We start from the raw sequence: 21,421 nt of genomic DNA on the forward strand, positions 1-21,421 counted from the left end.
CTGATATTGCTGCGGAGAAGTACGCCAAGTGTTACCTAGATGTCGTCGCGCTCAGCAGGTTCACCGACGCATGGGCGTCGGTGAACAGGGAGAGGGCCCCATAAATGCAATTCCGGGCCGGTACCCGTTCAAACTCGATCGGGAGATGGTGTTGCTGTATCGAGGTTCATCCGTTCCAGTTCATCCAGCGTCTTTCCGGCTGCGTTCTTCCATGAAGTCCTGCCGTTTATTGATCGACCCACCAGAGTCACGCCGGCGGCAGTAGGGCTGTTGAACAAATGGTCCTTCAGTAAGGTCAGCCGGTCACTCGTAATTTCTACGACTCCTTGCTCCTGAAGCTTTCGCCGCAGATTTACGATCCAGGCCTGGCATCCGTTCGACTCCTGGGGACGGCCGTATGATCCGGCCTGCACGACCAGTCCCTCTGGGGTTAGAGTTCCCTTTCCCTCACATCCTGGACGGGTGAAGGAAAGGTAGTGCGCAGGTGAAGCGGCTGATTGCAGCGGCACGAGGTTTGACTCATGCTTTTGGAGCGGCTCCATCACAGGGAACCCGAGCGTCGTTAGGAGCACGGAAATCGTGTCCAGGTATTCGTTGCAATCAGCCTCCAGCGGGGCGGGGGTGTGCCGGTTCGATGCCCCGTTCCCGTTCATGAGCTTGAACCTATCGGACCGGAGCGATTTGTCGATGGCCTGCCATTCCATGTACCCCACATGGGTGTCGGTCCAGGTATTGGTCAATGAGACGGCGACCAAGGCCCGCTCCCAGTAGTCTTTGGTCGCAGTGTGCTGCTTCAACCGGCCGCCAACGTTTCCTGTTTGACCGATGTAACAGACCTCAGAGGCGTCCTCCGAGGCGCCGAAGAGAAAGTAGAGACCCACTTGGGATGCCTCGGGCATTTTCAGGAATTCGGTCAGTAGCGTTCGTGGGACGTCAAAGACGCGCACCGTGCGCGTTGTGATTTCAGCCATTCGGATGCCGGCTGGATCACCCTGCGGCAAATAGATCTGTATGGTTTGAGGACGGCTGATCAAGGTGGTTTCTTCTCATTTCGTATCTTGATTTAGGGGCAGCGGGGCAACCTTGTACCGCCGCCTAAGCGCGGAAACCCGTCAACTGGCTTGACGAACATCCACCCTCAGAGGCGCCATGGCAGACGGGAACCGGCTAAGGACCCAGGTGCCTTTGCACGGTCGTCAGCCCGCCTCACCGGGAAGCGTCCAATCGAAGTCACGGGGAAGGAGTTGCCCGTCGTCTGGATTGAAGGGAAGAACCCTGAAAACCCCTGCCTCAGGATCTACCACCCCTTCCGTCATCCGCATCCCGGACCACACCCCCATCATGCACAGCCCCGGATGTTGACGGGCGTGATTGACCTCATTGCGCGTAACGATGACCGAATCCCCTCTGATCTGGGTGCCTTTCGCTTCAAGATAAATCCGCTCATCACCCCTGACCGCTACGGCGTCGTAGGGACGGTTATGCCGGGTATCTGTAACCGTCCAGCCAAAGTCTCGGTAGTAACGCATCAAACGATTCTGTGCAGCATTCTCAATCGCTTTGCGGACGACGGCGTCCATCTGCAGCCCTTGGCCCACAGCACCTGGTAGATCCCACGCCTCCGGTAAGTCCGCGTCCATTAGACCGTCAACCTCAGGGTCCGCGCCATACAGGATGGAGTTCCGGCTGCCGGGGGCGTAGTCGACCCATGTTCCCATGAGGACTTCGTGAAGGGGATGTCCGTCTGGCAGGACGCGGCCTCTGAGAGCCTTCTTTGGTTTCCCGGTGGCAGTACCTGTCACGATCTCGTGATCCGGATCATTGAGTTCCGCGACCAGCACGACCCGTCCTTCGTAGTTGAGTGCAGCCCATCGCTCTCGCGCGATGCGCTTCGCGTCCAAGAACCAGTCTCCCCGATTGCTAGCCCAGAGCTGCTCCGGTGTTGCCCCGGGGTCATAGCCGTACCAATCACGGTCAAGTGGATCATCGCTCTTTGCCGTCGTTCGGTCGCTGAGCCTGATGTTGATAACCATGAATCGAGTATCGCCGATCGATGTCCGCCAACCGTGCACGGCGGCGGTGGTACCCGGCGCCTTCCGCTCGACTAACCCCGGCCGGCCTCTCGTCAGGGCATCGTTTGCCAAGACTAAGGGACACACAGTCGGCAGTTAGTTGAATCGCGCGCGTCCGACACAGCGCGTCGTCTCACCAATTTTTCTCACTTGGGTCATTCCCAACAAAAACTGGATGTGGTCTTTGATGAGCTTAGGGGAGTCGGCATTGGGAGGATCAGATAAGCCAAGGTCCAGTGCAGTGGGGGAGTGATACAAGCCTTCATCGCATCGCCGCCGGGACTCCCGTTCTTGAACTGGTTCGACCGGCAGCAGCCGGTCGGGGGGGGTAGGACACCCACCGGAAGTGACCTGGCTTCACCTGGACCAGGATGGGCAACACCAGCTGGACGGGGGCACTACCGATGGGTTCGTCGAGCAGCTCGTTGATCGAGCTCTGCCCTTGAAGTTCCCCGGACGCGTCCCTTTCCATGCTTGAACCCTAGACACGACCAACAAGGGACGGATCCAAGGACACACACGCGGGAAGGAAGCGAAGGATTCTGGCGGAATTAGGCCGTGAGTGCCCGGGACCGTCGAAACGGGCCAAGAGCGGTCCCGCCCGATAGTGTGAATTGCAGCGGAGTTAGCCCCTGAACGTTTCCTCAGCCCGAATCCCACGCGGACCCAGTCAAGGTCGTCGGAGCTATAGAGTCTGCGCTGCTAGGCCGCTGCGGGGTCCCCCTCGGGCGGCGGCTTCGTCGTTTGCGGGGTCGGGGGGTCTGGTTTGCTGGGTGGGTGGTTGCGGAGGTAGGTGAAGGGGTTGGCTGCGATTTCAGTGAGGACATCGCGGGCGTGGCGTTGGTATACCTGCCTTGCTGCTGTGACGCGGTGGCTGGCCCAAGCCTGACAGGCGTTGTGTCCCGCGGAGTTCTTTAGGCGCGGCTGTACCTGGGAGAGGGCTGCCGCGGCGTGGCAGCGGGCCTGTTCCCCGGGGGTGAGGTCGTGGGCTATCTCGGTGCCGGTGCGGGCTTCGATGTCTGCCTGGGAGGTTTCGATGAGATCCAGGAGCGTTGTGAGAGGCAGGTCATCGGCGGCGGGCAGGCGGGTAATAAGGGCTGCCCACGCAGTCTTGGTGGTCATCGTTCGTTCCTAGGCGTCGAAGTGGAGTTTGGTCGTGCGATTGCCTTCGGCAACGCCGGGGTCGAGGGCTCCGTTGGGCAGGATGTCTTCCTTGAATTCGGGAAAATCGTTTCCTGCGCCGATGGGCTTGAGCCGTGCTGGGTCGGCCCCGGCGGTCACGGCGAGGGCACAAACGGCTTGGGCGCGGGCGAGGGAGAGCTTCTCCCGGGAATCCTTGGTCCCGGCTGATGCGGTCGTTCCGGTCACGGTCACTGTCCCCCCCGGGTTGTCGTCCAACCACTTTTTCAGCTGCTCCCCGGTAGCTTGGGCTGCGCCGGGGTCGCGGAAGGTTGTGCTGTCCGGGAGGAAACCGAGTGCGCTGGCGTTATTGAACGTCTGGGTTCCTCCTGCCGTGGGGATGTGGACGGCGGGTTGGTCAGCGCGGGGGACGGGCCGGATGCTGTGCCCTCCGGCGGCACGGGTTTCGGTTGCTGCGTTGGCGGGCCCGGGGTGGAAGGATGCCTTGGCGCCCGCCGTGGTGAGGATGCTGTTGTAGATGTCCTGGTAGTTCTGCCGCTGCGGCCCGGTCAGGGCGGGCTGGGTCCCATGTTGTTCGCCGAGCCCGTACCAGTGCACAGTACGCCCGGCCAGGGCCGGCACGGCCTTGAGGGCTACGAGTTTCGCTGTCACTTCTGCCGGGACGGCGGTGGCCAGGGACACGTCGGTCAGGTCCAGGGGCGCCTGGTCCGAAAGCCCCGGGCCGATGGCCGCAATGGTCGCGTCGGGCGTGTCTGTGGTGAGCCGGCTGGCCTCTTCCAGGGCTGCGATGGGATTGTCGCCGTTGGCTTGGGCCTCGATGCCGGAGATGGTGCGGCTGACGGTGATTTTCGCGTTGTTGATGTCATTGTCCTTGCTGGCGGCTCCGACCGTGTAGACGCGCGGCGCCTGGATAACGGAGGGCTCTCCGTCTTCGCGGATGATGCTGATGGGTTTGCCTGCCTCGATGCTCTTACGGACCATGCAGGCGACCTCGGCCGGCAGAGCCGGGGCGGCATTGGAGTGCGCGGCGACAATGATGGACAGGGCCGTGGGCTGGTCGCAGTCGGTCTGGGCGCCGATGGCGGGCCCGTCACAGGCCGTGAGAGCGAACGCGGCCAGGACTCCGGTGACGGTGAGGGCTGCGGGGGTGGTGCGCATGGTGTTCCTTCTTTCCTTAGGGTTTGTGGTGCTGGTGATTTTTGTAGGGTTTCCTCCGAATCCGTGTGCGTTCGGATTGGTTTACGTAGGTCGGAACCAGCGCACGGTGTGGTCTCCCAGGAGGCTCGGGGAGGCTTCGGCGGTCCCGGCAGGGGTCGTGATTTCTTCGGTGGGAGCCGTCGTCAGAGGTGCCGGGTTGCAGAGTCCATGGCTGATGACATTGATGACCGTGCAGGGATTGTCGGCGGACAGCCGGGCAGCGCGATCCAAGGCCGCGAGGAGATTGTCTTTCTTCGTTGTTGTAGTGGAGATAGCGCGGGCGAGTGCTTCTTTCGCGTTGTTGATGCGGTGGTCATCGGGGGAGATGTGCACAGTGGTGTCCTCTTCATCTGTTAGCTGAGGCGTCTGGTGCGCCCTTGCACTGGGGAAGGGTTTCCCCTGCTTGGGCAGGTGCTGGCTGCCTTGGGTCCGGCCCGGTGGTGTCCCGGGCCGGACCTCTGGGGCTTAGGCAGCTTTTTCGTCGAGTTCGCCGTGCGCTGCTGAAGGGTCGAGCCCGTTGGCGGTGTCCGCGTGATGGTCTTGTGCAAGTGGTCCGGAACCTTCCGCAGGAAGCACCGTTGATCCGGATGCCGGGGAGGCGCTGGTGGGGGCGGCTTCTTCCGTGGTCGTGGTGCCGGGTACCGGGATGCCGGGCAGCGTTATCCCGGGGCGGGGGAGGGCAGGGGTGTGGCGTGTGCCGCTGATGGCTGCGTTCCAGGCCGGTGTGGCGCCGGGTTCGCCCAGCAGGGCGTCTTTCCCGGCCCGGTAGTCGGCGTCGGCGATTTCCAGCTGGGTTTTGAAGATCTCGGCCTGCAGCTGTTGTGCGTAGGCCAAGGCGTCCTCGTCTGCCCAGAGCCCTTGTTCGGTTCGAATCTGGTCCAGGTAGCGTTCTTCGACGGCGACCCCGACGGCGTTGGCTTCGGCCTCGATTTTCCGAAACAGGAACTGTCCGGTTGCGTCATCGATCCCGGCCGCATGGGCACGGACCTGTCGGACGATTTCAATGAGATAGTCGGCCATGCTCGGGGTCGCAATCCTAGCCAGGTGGGGCCTAGAGCGCCAGAAGCGGCTGTTGTGCGGGTCGGCGGGCTCACCGCCGAAGTGCTCATAGCCGGGTTTGGGTGGTTCGTTGGATGGACGCTGGCCAAACAGGTTGTCGAAGATGCTCATCTGGGGACTCCTTTTTCTTTCGGTGGTGTGTTGCGCTGGTACCGGTTCAGGGTTTCCCCATCCGTAGGTGCCAGTCGTCCGCTGGCACCCGGCCCCCTGCCAGCAGGGGCCACGTGCCGACGCGTTGGGTCAGACCGGCTCCTGGTCGGGGTCCACGATGCTGAGCCTGGAGGGTCGGCCCTGCTGCAACTGCTCCGGCGCCCAGGCCGTCGATCTACCGGCTAGGGATGTGCCGGGCCGGGCGGCGTCCTGGTCAAGATCGAGGTGCTCGGTCAGCTCGGCAATGACGGGAGCATCCGGGTGCCGGCGGGTAATGGCCCTGGCGTAGACGTTGATCCGGCGGTTGGTGTAACGACGGCATTCGGCGACCCGGTCCTCAAGAACCGACTGGGCAAGGACAAGACGCTCGCCGACCACGGCCAGTCGCTCCAGCGCGTCGTTGTACGTTTTCGCAGCAGCCCCGACTGCTGAGGCTGCTGCAGTGGCTGCTGCCCTGGCGGTGGCGTCGAGGCTTTCCTTTTCCCGCCTCCGCCGGGCGGCCAGTGCGACCGGATCTGCCTGCTGTTCACCCGGTCCGCGCGGCACGGCCGGGGCCGGAGGAGCGGCAGCACTTTCTCGGGCAGCCTCCTCGGCTGCAGCGGCTTCCTCCTGGGCGATGCCAATAGCCTCCTTCAGCCGGGGGATACGGGCCTGTAGTGCGACTTTTTCGGTACGCAGTGGATCCACAATGCGGTTATGCGTGATGGTCTCCAGATCCTTGGACGCCCTGTATTCGTTACGGCGGGCCACTGCCCACGGCGTCAACATCACCGTCCTTATGACCTCGTCGGTCGGTTGCGCCTGTGTAGTAGACAGGTGGCGGGAGTCCGTCCTCCCGGCCCAGTAATCCAGGATTCGCTCCCCGGGGGTATACGCGGGGGAGGGGGTCCTTTCGCGCAGGTAGAGCTCGATGTCGGTCAGGCCGGTGTTCGGTGTGGTGTTCATGGCAGTGCCTTTCTGGTGGTCAGTTCTGGTGGGTGGGTTGGGCGCCGGTCCAGCAGCGTCCGTGGAAGGTACAGGTGTAGCCGTGGGTGCAGCGGGCACAGGCGCTGGTGCCGTAGGTGGGCCATACCCCCGGGCAGCCCTCGCCTAAGGGACACGGTGTTGTGGCGGCGCCGCAGTGCCGGCAGTCCGGGCCGGGGCCGATCACTTCTTGTCCTCAGGGAAGGCCGGAGCCTGCGCCTCGGTGCCGGTGGCGCCCAAGTTTTCAGACCCGCTGTTGTCGTGATGGGAGGCGTCGGGGCGGTAATGCGTGTCCTTGTGCGGGATCAAGGTCATGAGAGTCGCAGTGGGATCTCCGATGATCTCGGCTTGAGCGACGACGGAGGTTTCCTTGGCGGCATCGCAGATCGCGAGGGTCCCGTCGTGGGCGTTTTTCCGCTCCTGCTCCAGCGTGTTGCTGATGTGGTGCACGCGGCGGGCGAGCAGGTTTCCTTGCAGGACAGACTGTGCGGTTGCGTTCGACCAGAGCTTCAAAAGGCGGGTGCGTTCGCTGAGTCCTTTGAGCATGCGGCGCAGGTCGGGATCTCCAAGGTCCTTGGCCTTGTGGATGAGCAAGATCCCCGTTGCCAGGAAAATCACCAACATCACCGCCGCGAGCCCGACATCGGAGAACAATGCGTTGCGCATGATCCTGTCGATCTCCTCGGCCGTGGCACCGTCGGGAATGTCCGGGATCTTGATCTGCGAATGAACCATCCGCATGACTGCCATCCCGACACCGATGAGAGCCCAGACACCGGCCAGCACCCACCCCCAGCGTTTGTTGGGGGCATGGTGGAGAACATGGCCGGCGAAGAAAGCGCAGGCACTGGCGACGGACACCGCCCCAACAGCGGCGAGATACGCCAGGAAGGTGACTCCGACCAGCAGTTTCAGGACATCGGCGGCGAAGATCGCATCGGTTGCCGCTCCGAGGACTGTGATGGCCACCGCGACGGTGGCGGCAATGTACCAGTCCTTCTGGGTCCAGCTGGCCAAATGGCGACGGTGGTTTCCCGGCGGCGGAATGGCGGGGACTTCCCGGGGTTCTTCAGGGCGGGGTGTGAGGGCAGTGGTGGTCATGGCAGGTGTCCTTTTCCTGTTGGGTTGGTCAGAGACCGGTCGTAGTGGTCGGTGTCGGTGTCTGGGCAGGGGTTGTTGGGGTGGCCGTGGTGGTAGGAGTCGGGGACTGCTGGCCGTTGCCTACACCGGTTGTGGGGGCCAGGAGGAGCAGTGCGAGGGCCAGTAGTGCTATCAGCAGCAGCGCCCCGCCCGTGACGAAGATGATGACGGCCCTGCGATGCGCCGCTGTCCTTCCGCGCAGGTGCGGCGGGAGGGGGCCGGGCAGCTGGTACGACAGGGTCTCAGGAGTGCTCATGGTTTGTTTCTCCTTCGTAGTTTCGTTCTGTGGCCGGTGAGGGTTTCCCCCGAGGGCTGGTCTTTCTGCTATGCCCTTGTCAGGGTTTCCCCGTCAGGGCTTCGACCCTCTCGGGCGCCGTCCCAACACTGGGCCAGCACCCGAAAGGGGCCGGCTCAGGCGGCCCGGGAAGCAGTGATCGTGGCGCGTCGGGCCTGGCGCGCCATGGCGTCCGCGGCTTCGTTCAACGGGTGCCCGTTATGTGCGCGCACCCACTTGATGTCAATGGCACGCCCGCTGCGCTCGGCGTGAATCCGGGCGGCGAGGAGCCGCATCCGCGCCTGGGCGGGGACGGCAGTGCCATTGGCGAAAGCGACTGCGCCTTGGCTGTCAGAAAGCACGAGGACATCGAGTCACTGGCGACCGCGGCGATCCCAGCCCCGGCCTTTCCAGGGATGATAGAGGCATCGGTAGCGATGACGGTCCGGTGCTCGCCGGTGAACTGGTGGAGGGCCAGCCGTGCAGCGGCGGCGCTGGCGTTAAGCGTGACGCTGTTGGCGCGGCAGGCTGCCTGAGAGGCCGTGATGGACAGCTCGGGGTCGGCGGTTGCCGTGAGTTTCAGGCGGGGGAATGATCCCTGCACTGCGGTGACTTCCCGGCGGAGTTCCTGATCATCGATGAACAGGTGGATCGCGCTGGCGTTGGAGTGCTTCAGGATGAAAGCGAGGGCGTCGATGCGGGCGGCGGCAGCGGCGTGACGTGCGTTGCCGGTAGGGCTGTATCCGCGAAACAGCTCGAGGCAGAATTTGCCATCCGGTCCGGTATAGGCCAGGGCCGCGGTTGCCATGTGTGTGGTTCCCCCGCCGCGGATCACTGCGGTGTAGGCACCGGAGCCGTCCCCAAGGCAGGGTACGGCGGGAAGGACCGGACGGACGGCCAGGGCCCGCAGGGCCCTGGCCGTCCACCGGGCAATGGCGGAAAAGGCGTCGCGGACAGCCATGGATCGCGTGGACTCCTGCATGATGGTTCCTTCCCTTGCGGGCCCCGTCCTTTTGGCGCCCGTGTACCTGTTGCAGGGTTTCCCCCGGCACTCCCGGTAAGGCAGGCGTTGTCCGAAATGGGTTTTGGCCTAACGGATGTGGTGTGGCGGTGATGTGTAAGGGGAGGGAGGCTCCGATGAGCTCGACCGCTAGATCGGGAATTATTGCTGTCGAGCAGAGATCAGCGCCGAACGACGTCCCAGCGTTTCTACCGTCCGCGGGGTTGCGGGCGTCAACATCGCCGACGTCACCCGCTATGTAAAGGAACGGGCCGAGGAGAAACGGGCTGCGGGGGGTCAGGTCGTGGCGACCTGCCCGCTACGCTCGGGCAGCCAGCGAGTCTGGCCGGCGGGGTCTGCGTCGAAGCCTCATCCTTCGCGAATGAGCGCCATTGCCGCTACCGAAGAGCCGCTCGGCGCGGGAAAAGGAACTGAATGAAGAGGTGGCCGAACTCGTCGCCGGCCGACAACATGACAGCCGAAAAGGAAGCCGCCGTCTACTGGTCAAAGTCGAGGATCTGGAACGCCAGCTAACAACTGTCGCTGAACAGCCCGAACAGTCCGGCTCGGTTGGCATGAAGCAACGGCCGAAGTCGGCAGCAGCCACTTGCGCGGCGGCCGCCCAGGCCCGCGCAACGCACTTCAGGAAGCCCATAATGAGCTACTGCAGCGCATCACCCCTGGGCAGCCTCAAAGCACTGAAGAGCCCGAGGGCTGATTCTTTAGCGGGGCCCCTTGCCAACGGACGACAGTCCTGGACCCCAGCAAAGCACGACGGGGCACCTGGGGGAATCGGCGGGGTCCGGAACGGGTTCCTTGATTCAGAGGCGGGCTCCGAGGATCGGTAGGCCGTACAATCTGGCTGCGCGGTGGAATTCAGGGTCCGGGCCGACGTTTTCAGAGGTCAGCTGAAGGAGACCATTGCGGCTGGGGGAGAGGCCCTCATCGGCCCGACGGTCCCAGTAGGCCCAGCACCTACCAGTCAGTGTTTTCGATGGGTAGCTGATTCCCAGTGGTTCTGAGCCGTCGTCCAGCACCGTTCCGCGGATGACGTGGGCGAGCAGGGTTGTCAGATCCCGGTCCTCGCCGGTGAGGGAGCCGGCTGTGAGGAGCTGCAGACGATCCGTCAGCCCAGTAGTGGTTGGTGTGAGGGCTTCAAGGGCGCGGAGAGTGGCCGGATCATCGATCTGAACCCACCACCCCTCACCAGGGAGTCGGATTTCGTACATTGATCGGTCCATTTGCCAGTCCACGGATATGGCCCACGGGACGTCCATTCCGTTCTCCTCGGCCTGCGCCCGGACACTGGCGATGTAGTCCTCGACCGTCCATCCGATGGACTCAGCGGCCTTGGCCACCGACGCGCGCTGCTGCCGGAAGCCGAGCAGCACCTCGGCGTAGGCGCACTGACGGGATTCAGCGAGATAGATCGTTGAGCCGATGCTGTCGTATCGGCCCCGGGAATCGCTGCCGGCGAGGGCGCCGATGGGCAGCGGGCCAACGAAGGAGTTCTTCCTGACCGACAACGCGCCGTAGCGGTCCTTGGCCACCCGGAACGAAATCTCCCCGGCAGCCCTCACAAGAGTCAGTCCCGTCAAGTCGCACTGGCGCACCTTGGCGGTGGTGATCATGCGGCGAAGGTGTCATTCACGAACGCTTCGGCCGCCCCTAAAACCTCCCGGGAACGCTGCTGCTGGATGTAAAGGACGGGAAGTTCCTCGTCCAGGCGCGGGTTGGCGCCCATCAACCAAGCCAACGCAACATGTTTGCCCTCGGCAAGCTCAAGCGTCTTCCAGACCCGGTGACCGAGGCGCAGGCGGGATTCGACCTCCGGCCGGGGCTCCGGGCCATCAGGCTTGGCCCAACGAAACGGAGATGTGCGGTCCTTCACCCCGGCCATCGTTTGGACGACCGTCGTGCCGACATTCTCATTTAGTTCGCGCACAAGGTCGTGAATGTTCATCCGGGTCGTCCCTACATGGATGTCATGCCGAGTCGTTGCTTCCATCCCTCCATTGTCTATGCTCTGCAAGACTAAAGCAACTAAAAAGCAACAAAAACCCTCGCATCTAATGCATTATCGCCTCTTGGACTGGCATTATCGGCGCGTCAGAACAAAGGCGTCAAAAAGTCCAGTTTTCGGTTCTACTGGCCGTGCTCATCAGTGCACGGGCTGCCGTTCTCCCCGGGGATGGGGCCCATGCGCGCAAAGCGACGCTTTCGTCACGGTCCGGACCCATCAGAACACAGGCAAAAAAGGGGGAAAGCCTGTATCAGACGTAGACACACCCTGCAGCCGGCAGGGCACCAACACGAAAGAGACGAAACCAGAGCAAGAAAAGGAGGCATGCCATGTACAGCGTCGGACCCATCGGATGGTGGATGCGCATGTGGTGGGGAGCCCAGTACTTCACCCCCGTCATCGCATAAACCCCAGAACCAGCCGGGTGCCTCGCAACTTGGGGGAGGCACCCGGCCCCCAAAGCGGCCCCGGCCGGAACCAAAGCCCCATAACCGCCGGGGCCTCGAGCACAAACCAACGAGCAGTAACAACAAAACGAAAAGGAACGAACCATGGCCAACTGCAAGAAGTGCCACCGCACCACCACCGATTGCCCCGGCTGCAACGGCGGCCGCAACACCCACGGCATCGTAGGACGCCTGACCTGCTCGAAGTGCAACAACACTGGCCAGCAATGTCCCGAACACGGAGCCCACTGGAAATAATCGTCAAAGCAGACCCGTCCGTCTCCTTGTGGCACGTCGCCCCGCCGGCGACGTGACACAAGGAGATCACAAGCCTCCAACGTCAACTGAACAATGCGAAACAGCAGCAGCGTCCTGGAAGCACTCCAACAATCCCACACGTCCTTCGTAGAAGGAGACTTCCACCATGTCCGATTGGAACGACGTCTTGAATGTCCTCGAGTACGACTCAGCCATCCAATCCTGGATCCACCTGTCCGAAGCTTCGCGCTCAGTGCAGGCCACTGTGACGACGGAAGGCCACGGCGACGTGACCATGATCATCGAAAACGGCGCTAATGAACTTTGGCTCCAACTCCTCGTCGCTATCTCAGCCAGCCCAGAAGGCCCCATCTGGGAAGCCGCTGGTTGGGCCCTTCGCCACGTCCCTGCCGTCGGTCTTATCCAATTCGGAAATGGCATCGCCATCCGCCACGGCGTCCTCCTACCTCACGCCGACATCCGCGCCATCACTGATGGCATCACCTTGACCGCAACCGCTGCGACCATCCTCTTCCTAAACACGACCAAGTAGCCCCCGAACCTTCACGGCCGGCAACGGGGCTCACGTTGCGCGGATGTGCCGACATCAGGCGACCACGCAAAACAGTCAATTACAATCGCAGCAAGCAGCACAGAAATGGGGGACGAAATGGCGCTGAGAGACGATGTTCAGCTCAGCGATGAATCGGACTCGCAGTTGCCGGAACCGCTAGGCCCGGCGAAGAGTCCGAAGGGTCGCGTCACACAGATCGACATCAGTACCTTCCGGAAAATTGCGGAACACGATCTTAGGCAGGATCGGCGGGACAAGGCACTAGCCGACATTGAGGCGGGAGATTTGGACCTGACCTTTCACGAAGCCGCTGATCTCATGGCAAGGGCGCTGGCGGAATATTTCGCCGGGCAAGGACATCCGCACGGAATCTACACCGAACTGCCGGGGGAAATCCGCATCAAGGCCACCGAGGGAAACAGGGACAAGTACGGATCAAAGGTACTTCCCTGCAATGTAGCCTTCGCGGCAACGCTCGGAAAACTACGCACTCAGCGGATCCGGGCAGGCATAAAAGAAGCTATGGCAAAGATGTCCGCCCATCGAGACGAAGCTGGCAGGCGGAAACTGCGGCAACAGTTGACCTCTTTCAACGCCAATAAGATCAACTACAACAAGATCGGCGCCGGCAACGCCTTTACCGTGGCAGACGCAATTGAACATGTGATCGACAGGGTTGCAATTGCCGCCGACCGCGGCCGCCCGCCGGCACTTGCACCGGATATCCTTTCGCGGATTGAAGCTTCCAGGGCTGCCGAGTCCTACACGGCTGATCTGGAATTCACCTCGGTCGCTGCGGCTGCTCTCCCAGCCGAAAACAGTGTGCGAATAGCAAGTCTGCACTACGATAATGCAGGGCCCCTGGAATACCTGCTGCGGTGGAGCGATTCCTTGGGGAACGGAGACTCGCAGGCCCTGCATGACGCTACGGAACTCGCCAAGCAATGCGCGAGCATGGACTACCTCAGCCTGGAGGAACTCGACCGGCTCTCCGATGATGTAGCCCAACGAATCCACCACCCCTTCGGTCTGTTTAATACTGCCGGCCAGGCGGATATGGTCACTGCCCTATATCTGTACACCGGTGAAGCCCCGCACACTGCCATCAAGCGTGCATGGGCCTACGTGAACGCGTCCGACGCTGCGCACCACCTTCAAGCAGGTAACTACGAACAGCTCGTCACATCCGTCCTGGCTTCGCTGGACAAAACGTTGAGGAAGAATGCGGTCCGCTGGATGCAAAGGGTACAAGTCCGCCCCAGTGCCGTAGACCTGCTTCGGCTCCTGAGCGCCACAGCCGCCCAGGCAGCTGTCGACCCCCAAAATGCTGTCTGGCCGGACGGCTTGATGGATGAGGTGCTTCGCCACTACGGGGTCAACGACGATGAGATTCCAATGGCAGCCGAGCTCTTGAAGGACGCCTTTTCGCTGGCGAGGCCCGAAGGTGACGAAGTGGACTGGTGGGAGCCATCACTTCAATGGAACACCGTCGGCAGCCGTATCCTGCAGCGAATCGCCACCTTTGACTACACCATGAGCGAGGCCGACCTAGAGGACCTTCGGGCTCACGCGAGCCAAACCCTGGCATTAACCCGGCTTACTGAGCTACGAAGCAACCTCGTACGCGCCGAGAGCAGTTTCCCGCAAACCATCAGGGGCAAAGAAGACCGAGGGCACTTCACCCGTCAATCCGTTGAAGCGACCAATAAATGGCTTTGGAAGCAAGGGGGGCTTCAGGCCGCCTCGTTTTTCAAGCAGGTGAAAAACGAGAAGAACGCTCTTTATGGGAAGGTACGCGGCCTCGGACAGAGTAAGGGGTCACAAAGTGACCTGGCGGTTGCAGCTCAAGCCAGACGGAATGTCGCGCACAGCCAAACATCCAGCGACTGGTTCAGTATCGCCACCGGGAGCGAGGCCGTCGCTGTGCTGCGAAAAGACCCCACCCCCGGCTCCGACCTCGGAATAAGCCGCGCTGAAGCGCGATCCGCAGCAGACCGATTGCTTAACATCCTCGGAGTGGCCGCTGGCAATCCGGCGAGTCGACCAGCGGACGGCCAAGGGATCCGGGAATGGATCGATGAACAAGTCGAGAGACTCAACGCTCTTGCAGAGGACCTCGACGACTTGATTCACCCGTCCCAATCGACGACGCTGTCCATCCTCCTGGAAGAGACGGTCCGGGCCACAAACAAGGAGGCCGGAAAATGACTACCGACCAAAAACACCTACTGAAGATAGAACCGGGTATGGACTCGTTCCGGGTGGAGTGTCTCGAGCCGGGCCCTGCTCCGACGGTCTCCGTTAGCGCAGGCGACTACATGACGGTCGAAATCGACGTAACCCGAACCATAGCCCCTGTCTCGGTCACTATCCATGACACTGAGCGCGCCGTTGTCAGTCTCTGCGACCTTTTCGGTACGGGCACGGCCCGCGAAATCCTACGTCGTGGAACCTTTAGTCGGCCCGGACAGGCGGACAACAACGCCCCACTGGCCTTCGAACCGTCCTCAGCATGGGATGGGTTACTGGCCGCCGCGTATCAAGAATGGTCGCTCTACTGGAATCCGCTGCCACTCGATGGGCCCTTGTTCGCCCTTGACACCATCGCGGCAGCTCACAGGAACTACGCGTTCGATGACTTCAAAACAGGCAGAGTCAAAGCGGCCGAGGCAATACCGGCTGCCCGTGCTCTAGAACGAATGCTTGAAGTTGACGCGATAGCTACAGCTGCCGTGGTACCTGTGCGGCTCGCCTTGGAAGCACTGCGCCACTATCCGCTACCCAAGACCCCGGAGCCCGAAACCTCTTATACGCTCCCGCTGCCTCTAACCAACGACGGAATGAAAGCCATTCTCGATGCGCCTGCTTCCACCCCTGGACGGGAATTACTGGTCATCGGATCGCCTGACTGGAGACTAACAGGACATGGTTCCGCAGCCAGCGCCGAGGACACCATCCACGTTTCAGCTCACGTTCGAAACCCCGAGGCTATTACCATCACGGTGCCCATGAAAACCACGCCTGGCACCGAATCGACATATGACGCCACCATCACCGAGCCTTACACCGGGAATCTCATTGCTCACGCCACTCTCCGCCCAGGCCCCCACGGACTCTTCCGAGGACACACCATCCCCGTACGGCCCATCCGTTTGACGGATCACGTCGATATCCGGCACCCCGAACTCTTGTCCCACCCTGAACCCAGCCCCGAGCGGCGCAGCGCGGACCGCTTAAAACGGGAGACAGCCAGAAAATACCTTGCCAGCAGACTGGTCCAGTCAACACATGAAGGAGCGGTCCACTTAACACTGGCCGAGCTCGCACTGAGCGGACGCCTCCTTGAAACTAGCAGTGAGGCCCACCTCACGACGAGCGTAGGCAGCCCCCTGTTTGAGGCCGCGGTCGATCCGCAATATGAAGGATCACCACATGGAGGAGGCAAAACCCTCGAGGAGCTTCGAGCTCCGGCCATGCCCAAGGACGCTTTCAAGCAGCTCCTTTCCCGGGACCAGTTCGTGCTAGCAGCAGCCTCCGACCAAACGGTCATGACGGGTACGGTTGAGCTCGGCGAGATCACAGGGTCTTGGAGTGTTGATTCCAGTGGCGCCGGAGCTTTGTTCCACGTTGCCATGAATGCGCCAACAAGAACGTACCCGGATCTTTCGCTGGTACGGCTGCGGGTTACGGCCAACGGGGAAACCAGCACCTACTACATTGTTTTCCACTCAACTGACGAGGACCTGCTCTTCGCCGAATTCACCACTCAACTGCCGATCCAGCGGCCCGATATCTTGCTCGATGTCACCCCCATTCAAGCGAATGATTTGGAGTCGGATGCCACCAACGACATCGTCCTCAGTATCCTTGGCTGCAAGGCGGAGGGACGCCGCGCATGGAAGCGGATGGCCGCGTCGCTCCCGAGTGATTCTGCCCCCGTGGCAGCATTGAACTCTTTGCTCAGGCCAGAATAATGACCGGGCACGAGCACGCAGCCGCCCGGCATCGTCTTGGCCGGAAACTCCTCGGCATTGATGGTGGATGGGTAGACATGTGCCGGGAAGCCCTGACGGAAGGCACCCTGGCCTCCTTGGAGGGCGACCCGAAAACATGGGACGCTTTCGAATCTGAGGTCAGCGGTCCCTTCCTGAGTTTTGCGGACGAAGACTCTTCTACGCTAGTAGGCCCCGCCCGTGCCGTTCTGAGCCTGGCGCGCGCCCTTGCCGGCGAAGAACCTGCCGGCACTGCCGTCCTGAACGCGATGGAGCGGTTTGACAAAAGCGGCCTAGGAAGTCCTTCCGGCTACCGTCCACCATTGACCACGGGCATACAGCTGGGACGAAACTGGAAACAGTCCTTGTTGAGATCGAAAAAGCCAGTCCTGATCACCCCTCCGCGGCGTTCACCTCACTGTTGGCCCGGTATCTATCGGGCGAACAACTGAAAGGAATACGAACGATCGAGGTGCCCGTCCTCTTCGACCAGATGACTGCAGGCAGTGTAGGACGACTTAGAATCGACGAAATCCGTCAAGGGCCGCCAGGAGTCCACCCATCCCCGCGATCAATGGTGTTCTTCGCTGGCGATCAAGCCTTCATCCAAGCAATGCGCGATGCTTGGGCCATTTCACCCAAGCTTCGCTCCTCGCAGCGCTCATTCATGTGGGAGTTGATCGATCAGCAGGAACGCCGCCCCTTACGGAACGTAAGCGGATCCTCCCTCGGAGCAGCTTGGTACGTCGCATTTGATGCTCTCAAGTACAAAAAATTCCTGGCGTTAAAAAGCCTGGATCCAAACTGTGCGGCAACAGGTGCCCTCGACAACACGGCTCTGGCATCGGTGACAGGCTACGACAACAAGTTTCGAGCGGCTGCCAGTAACAACTTGCGCGTGGTCTATCCCGCAGTGGATTTCGACGAAGCCGACCTCGCCGCCACCCGTTATGCCGCCACGGCAACCCCTGCCAAGGACGCCGCCGAGGCCGTGAAAGCAGTCCGGACGAGGACCAACAGACAGGGGATCGTGGTCTGGGCAATTATCACGGTTCTGGCCTCAGCGCTGATGGCAACTCTGACAACGCAACTTGAGGCCGCGAACGCCAAAAGTACAGCGGCCAACCTATTGATCAAAGCCGCTACCCTACGCAACTCAGACCCGAGAATCGCTGGGCTCTTGTCGATGGCGAGCCAGAAAATAGCACCCAGCTTGGACGCCCTAAACAGCATGCAGTCGATCGCGGATGACAATGACATGGTCGCTAAGTCCTTCCACGCCACAAACGCTGAAATCTGGAAAATTGCGGCATCAGAGGAAACTGTGATCGTGAGCACGCGGGACGGTCATGTTATCGGCTTTGACACGAAAACTACCGAACAGCTCTGGTCGCTGCCAGCCTACGCAAGCAATCTGGCAATCTCCTCTGATGGCAAGACGATGGCTCTTACCGACTACTACAACACTGTCTCCATTTATGCACTGGCAGGAGAATCTCCAACTTTGGTATACGGCCAACAGTTGACCGGTTCGAACAACGGCGGCCAGCTTGATATTCTTCAATTTTTCATCGCCAATGCAGGAACGGATGGTGGGCCTCGACTGGTCACGGTCACATCAAACGGGGTTCAGACATTCAGACTCGACGGCACGGATCACCAAAACTTCCCCTTCCGTGGCGCCGATGAACAAAGCCTCACAGCGGTAAGCGCTTCAACATGGGAATATGATTCTAAGCTCGGAGCTGGGCTGCTAATTGCGTTTAGAGAAGGTACCGTCCAGTACTGGCGCCCCCAGCAGCAACCCACCTTAAGCCCGCTTCTTACATCTGTTCGAGACTATTCCGTGGCCGTCGGGTTGAGCGCGACTCCTGACCGCATCACGACAGCGAGCCCCGACGGGCTTATGGACTGGACACGAAACGTAAGCAGTAGCCCGAGCGCCCGCCACGCAGTCAATGGCACCGTCTTCTCCATGATTTCCCTGAACCAAAGCGCATGGGACGGCACAGCAGACTATGACCTCGCAACCCTGGGAGATAACGGTCTCACCGTCTCAGGGATCAACTATTCATTTACCCTGCGACGCACGGACATCAAATATATCAGCAGCATTCCCAATTCTTCGCTGATAGCCGCAGGAACAAAGGGTGGTGAGGTACTTCTCATTGACCCCTTCAACGGAAACAAAGGAAATCTGGGGTACTGGCGGCACATCGAAGCCGTCTACCAGAACGAAGTCTTCGCTACGGTTGAATACTCAAGTGAAAATCAAGTGGAAAGATGGAGCCTTGATAGCCTGAACCAGGCTAATCCCGCAGCTGAACAAACGTATGTTTTGCCCAACAACGTCAAGTCTCGCCAGGTTATAAGTGTGGCTACAAACGGTGAAGTTCTTGCGGCGCTGACGTATGAGGGAGACATAGTTGTCTGGAACGTGAAAAGTGCCGAAGTAGTCCAGGTTTTAGTACCCGAGGAGATGAAACCGTCACAGCATGATCCTCCCGGCGTACATGCTCTCCCTGGTCCTATCTACTTCATCAACGGGGGAGGAACCCTGCTCGTACAAGGTCTCAGCACAAGTACATTCATCTCCACTGTCGACTGGAAGACAAGTGGCAGCGTGGCAAGGCTCAATGTAGCCGGGTCACCCTCTCCTGACGGACCAATCGATGCCTGGCGTGAAAATCAAATTCTTGAACTCGACCCCTCCAACGGTACGGTGCTGAGCACGGTGGCGATTGAGAGTCACTCTTCCCCTGAAGTCCTAGCCGGAAGCCATAGAATTGCACTCCTCGACAATTTGCGGAAGACGCTCACCCTCAGGTCCCAAGACGGTAAAGAGGTCGTCCATGAATTCATATTCGATTCTGGAATACAAAACGTTTCCTCGAGTCCCACAGGTGCTACATTGGCCGTCGAAACGACTGACGGCCAGTTGACACTAATTGATGCAGCAAGTTTTGACGTAATCGCTCGACTTGTCCGCTATCCGCTTGGTGAAGTGACTTGGAGTGCCGACGGAAAAAACGTGGCCCGGGGCTCTCGACTCTGGCCAGTAGAGCCGCAGTCGACTCAAGCTGAATTGTGCGGCATCGTCGGATCAGATTTTACCCCTGCCGAGTGGAAGACTTACATAGGCGACCCCACCGCCCAGGTCCCTCTTTGCCCATGAAGACCCGCTAAAGCGGGTAACCGACCCTCGATTGGGATGATCAAAATTATACGGAAGATGATGGACGCGGGTGATGTTATTTGACGATCTTTCGCACCTTGTGCTGGCTTGTATCGCTGCAATGAGAACCGTAAGGGACGGTCGAGACCTTTGGTCACTTCTTTGAACGCTCTAGCTGGATTGAGGTCAAAGATTCACCCTTAGCGGCCACAAAGTGGCAGCCGCGAGCAGAGTCCCGCGTGCCGCCTTCCATTAGCCGGTTAGGCGTGGGAACAACTGCGCATACGTGCACGTTGCAGCCTCGGAAGGGAACAATCAGCAGACAACGAGGAAATGAGAAGAACTAACGTGGCAGCCGACTATGACGAAGTCCGTCCCGACGTCAAGGAATCCCAGGAGCGCTCTCTGGAGGACGTACAGTCTGCAAAAACCCCTGATGCCCGCAGCGTCGTCACCGAACTGGACGAAGCCGACGCCCTCGACGAAGGGCAGATACCTGGCGGCGAAATCATCGCCGACGAGCTCATCGTCCAGGTGATTCCCCAAGCCGCGGACGAGTTCACCTGCTATTCCTGTTTTCTCGTCCGGCACCGGTCCCAGCTGGCGCGCGAGAGCAACGGCCATACATACTGCGTCGAATGCGAAGGCTAAGCCAAACCGTCCTAGCCAAAGCCACCAAAATTCACGCCGCTTGAGCCCCTCCCAGCGCTAGCTTTACATAAGATCCGCTATCGGCTTTCTAAATAAGCCCGAGGGGGCCCGGAGAAGGACGCCTGGCATCGTGACTGGCCCTTTTCTCTCACCTGCCAAGGCGTGACAGCGTTGTCCCCGGGCGGTGCGGAGTTTTACCCGCAGTTGCCGGCTGGCCATCACCCTTGGAGACGTGGTGCCTCCAGGGGTAGCCCGCGGCGCCCCTCCGGAGCCATGATGGCACCATGACCGATCCCCAGCGGAAGCTGTCCGCCGCCGAGCTCGCCGAAGCCGGGCTCACCGGCTGGCGCCTGACCGGCGAGGCCCTCGCCGCCACCTTCAGGACCCGGAAGTTCTCCACCGGGCTGGAGCTAGTGAACCGCATCGGCGCCTCCGCCGAGAAGGCCAACCACCACCCTGACCTCACGCTCACCTACCCCGAGGTGGGCGTCACGCTCTTGAGCCACGATGTCGGCGGGATCACCAGCCGCGACATCGACCTGGCCCGCACCATAAGCAGCCACGCTGCGGACCTCGGGGTCGCCGCCGTGGAGTGAGTCCGCGCGTGGGCAGGGGTGAAGGATTGTCGAGGCGCTAAGCGGCCTTTACGGAATCGCGATTGTCGGCCTTAGTGCTGGGACTTCTGTCGATGCGAGACATATACATCCATTTGCTCTAAAGCAGGCCATAATCCAACCTGCCACGGCGTTCTCGCCAGCGACGGGCACCGTCGCCGAATGGGCGACACCAAAGTGACGGTGCCAGCTGCCGCACTCTAGAGAGACGGTGCCTCCCCTTGACCTTCGGGGGACGTCAAGCTAACTTGCCGCCATGGACCCGGAGTCAGTGGAGCAGGCTCTCAACAGCGGTGACGTCCACGAGCTGCTCAAAGTTTGGGAAGACTTTAACCGTGGTGAGGCATCGCCTGGCATTTCCACCGGCAGCGACCAGGCGCGGGAAGCTGCAGCCCATTTTCTGACGGAGGTATCGGAAGTCGCCGCGCTGGAGGCGCTGCGAGCAAATGCCAAGGCAGTGGACCTGCTCACGGCGCGGCGCTGGTACGTCATGAAATCTGCCCGTGAGGGCGGCGCGACGTGGGCGCAGATCGGTGAAGCATTGGGGATCACCAAACAGGCAGCCCACGATTTCTACCGACGCAAGATCGAAGAGCAGGAAAAATACTTGCCGGATCTCCACGACACGGCAGCCGCCCGTGCCGTCCTGGAAGACTGACATAAGCGTCACGAGCGGGCATCAACTTGCAGCTT

20 protein-coding genes are annotated in these 21,421 nt (G+C 61.0%); 7 read left to right on the top strand and 13 right to left on the bottom strand.

Annotation, left to right across the window (positions count from 1 at the left end; genetic code table 11):
* Positions 1–128: 128 nt before the first annotated feature.
* The 13 genes from J7I84_RS05220 to J7I84_RS05275 all read right to left on the bottom strand — a co-directional run bounded on the left by J7I84_RS05220 (position 129) and on the right by J7I84_RS05275 (position 11,003).
* On the bottom strand, positions 129–1,034 hold the full coding sequence (locus J7I84_RS05220) for a GIY-YIG nuclease family protein (protein WP_214941554.1): 906 nt from the start codon (positions 1,032–1,034) through the stop codon (positions 129–131).
* Positions 1,035–1,196: 162 nt separating this feature from the next.
* Entirely contained in the window at positions 1,197–2,033 is an 837-nt protein-coding gene (locus J7I84_RS05225) for a DUF3883 domain-containing protein (RefSeq protein ID WP_214941559.1), read from the bottom strand.
* Positions 2,034–2,774: 741 nt separating this feature from the next.
* Positions 2,775–3,194: a hypothetical protein gene (locus J7I84_RS05230; protein ID WP_214941562.1), complete on the bottom strand. Its 420-nt coding sequence runs from the start codon at positions 3,192–3,194 to the stop codon at positions 2,775–2,777.
* A 9-nt stretch (positions 3,195–3,203) separates the two neighbouring features.
* Positions 3,204–4,370, bottom strand: a complete 1,167-nt coding sequence (locus J7I84_RS05235; RefSeq protein ID WP_214941565.1) for an OmpA family protein — start codon at positions 4,368–4,370, stop codon at positions 3,204–3,206.
* A gap of 81 nt (positions 4,371–4,451) precedes the next feature.
* Entirely contained in the window at positions 4,452–4,742 is a 291-nt protein-coding gene (locus J7I84_RS05240; RefSeq protein ID WP_214941568.1) for a hypothetical protein, read from the bottom strand.
* A gap of 132 nt (positions 4,743–4,874) precedes the next feature.
* Positions 4,875–5,579: a hypothetical protein gene (locus J7I84_RS05245; RefSeq protein ID WP_214941570.1), complete on the bottom strand. Its 705-nt coding sequence runs from the start codon at positions 5,577–5,579 to the stop codon at positions 4,875–4,877.
* A gap of 129 nt (positions 5,580–5,708) precedes the next feature.
* On the bottom strand, positions 5,709–6,563 hold the full coding sequence (locus J7I84_RS05250; RefSeq protein ID WP_214941573.1) for a hypothetical protein: 855 nt from the start codon (positions 6,561–6,563) through the stop codon (positions 5,709–5,711).
* Positions 6,564–6,764: 201 nt separating this feature from the next.
* Positions 6,765–7,682 (bottom strand): hypothetical protein, encoded by a 918-nt coding sequence (locus tag J7I84_RS05255; RefSeq protein ID WP_214941576.1) that lies wholly within the window; start codon positions 7,680–7,682, stop codon positions 6,765–6,767.
* Between the two features lie 28 nt (positions 7,683–7,710).
* Positions 7,711–7,977 carry a hypothetical protein gene (locus J7I84_RS05260; RefSeq protein ID WP_214941578.1) on the bottom strand — a complete coding sequence of 89 codons (267 nt, stop codon included), beginning with the start codon at positions 7,975–7,977 and terminating at the stop codon, positions 7,711–7,713.
* A gap of 155 nt (positions 7,978–8,132) precedes the next feature.
* On the bottom strand, positions 8,133–8,243 hold the full coding sequence (locus J7I84_RS21995; protein ID WP_396020037.1) for a hypothetical protein: 111 nt from the start codon (positions 8,241–8,243) through the stop codon (positions 8,133–8,135).
* Positions 8,201–8,977 (bottom strand): hypothetical protein, encoded by a 777-nt coding sequence (locus J7I84_RS21445; RefSeq protein ID WP_251046156.1) that lies wholly within the window; start codon positions 8,975–8,977, stop codon positions 8,201–8,203. Before J7I84_RS21445 ends, J7I84_RS21995 begins: the two co-directional genes overlap by 43 nt.
* Positions 8,978–9,816: 839 nt before the next feature.
* Positions 9,817–10,626: an RES domain-containing protein gene (locus J7I84_RS05270; RefSeq protein ID WP_214941584.1), complete on the bottom strand. Its 810-nt coding sequence runs from the start codon at positions 10,624–10,626 to the stop codon at positions 9,817–9,819.
* Positions 10,623–11,003, bottom strand: a complete 381-nt coding sequence (locus tag J7I84_RS05275) for a hypothetical protein (RefSeq protein ID WP_214941587.1) — start codon at positions 11,001–11,003, stop codon at positions 10,623–10,625. Before J7I84_RS05275 ends, J7I84_RS05270 begins: the two co-directional genes overlap by 4 nt.
* Before the next feature lie 885 nt (positions 11,004–11,888).
* Here J7I84_RS05275 and J7I84_RS05280 point away from each other — a divergent pair.
* From J7I84_RS05280 to J7I84_RS05310, 7 genes are all read left to right on the top strand, one after another.
* Positions 11,889–12,275 (top strand): hypothetical protein, encoded by a 387-nt coding sequence (locus tag J7I84_RS05280; RefSeq protein ID WP_214941588.1) that lies wholly within the window; start codon positions 11,889–11,891, stop codon positions 12,273–12,275.
* A 105-nt stretch (positions 12,276–12,380) separates the two neighbouring features.
* A complete protein-coding gene (locus J7I84_RS05285) occupies positions 12,381–14,504 on the top strand; it encodes a hypothetical protein (protein WP_214941591.1) in 2,124 nt (707 codons plus the stop codon).
* Positions 14,501–16,270: a hypothetical protein gene (locus J7I84_RS05290; protein WP_214941593.1), complete on the top strand. Its 1,770-nt coding sequence runs from the start codon at positions 14,501–14,503 to the stop codon at positions 16,268–16,270. The genes J7I84_RS05285 and J7I84_RS05290 overlap by 4 nt, the downstream gene beginning before the upstream one ends.
* A gap of 592 nt (positions 16,271–16,862) precedes the next feature.
* Complete coding sequence (locus tag J7I84_RS05295) at positions 16,863–19,463, top strand: PQQ-binding-like beta-propeller repeat protein (RefSeq protein ID WP_214941596.1); 2,601 nt, start codon at positions 16,863–16,865, stop codon at positions 19,461–19,463.
* Positions 19,464–19,811: 348 nt separating this feature from the next.
* On the top strand, positions 19,812–20,114 hold the full coding sequence (locus J7I84_RS05300; protein WP_214941827.1) for a DUF4193 domain-containing protein: 303 nt from the start codon (positions 19,812–19,814) through the stop codon (positions 20,112–20,114).
* 284 nt (positions 20,115–20,398) lie between these two features.
* A complete protein-coding gene (locus J7I84_RS05305) occupies positions 20,399–20,710 on the top strand; it encodes a 4a-hydroxytetrahydrobiopterin dehydratase (RefSeq protein WP_214941599.1) in 312 nt (103 codons plus the stop codon).
* Positions 20,711–20,999: 289 nt separating this feature from the next.
* Positions 21,000–21,386 carry a hypothetical protein gene (locus tag J7I84_RS05310; RefSeq protein WP_214941602.1) on the top strand — a complete coding sequence of 129 codons (387 nt, stop codon included), beginning with the start codon at positions 21,000–21,002 and terminating at the stop codon, positions 21,384–21,386.
* The last annotated feature ends 35 nt before the right edge of the window (positions 21,387–21,421 follow it).

The sequence above is a fragment of the Arthrobacter sp. ISL-85 genome (assembly GCF_018613675.1).
Lineage (GTDB): Bacteria > Actinomycetota > Actinomycetes > Actinomycetales > Micrococcaceae > Arthrobacter.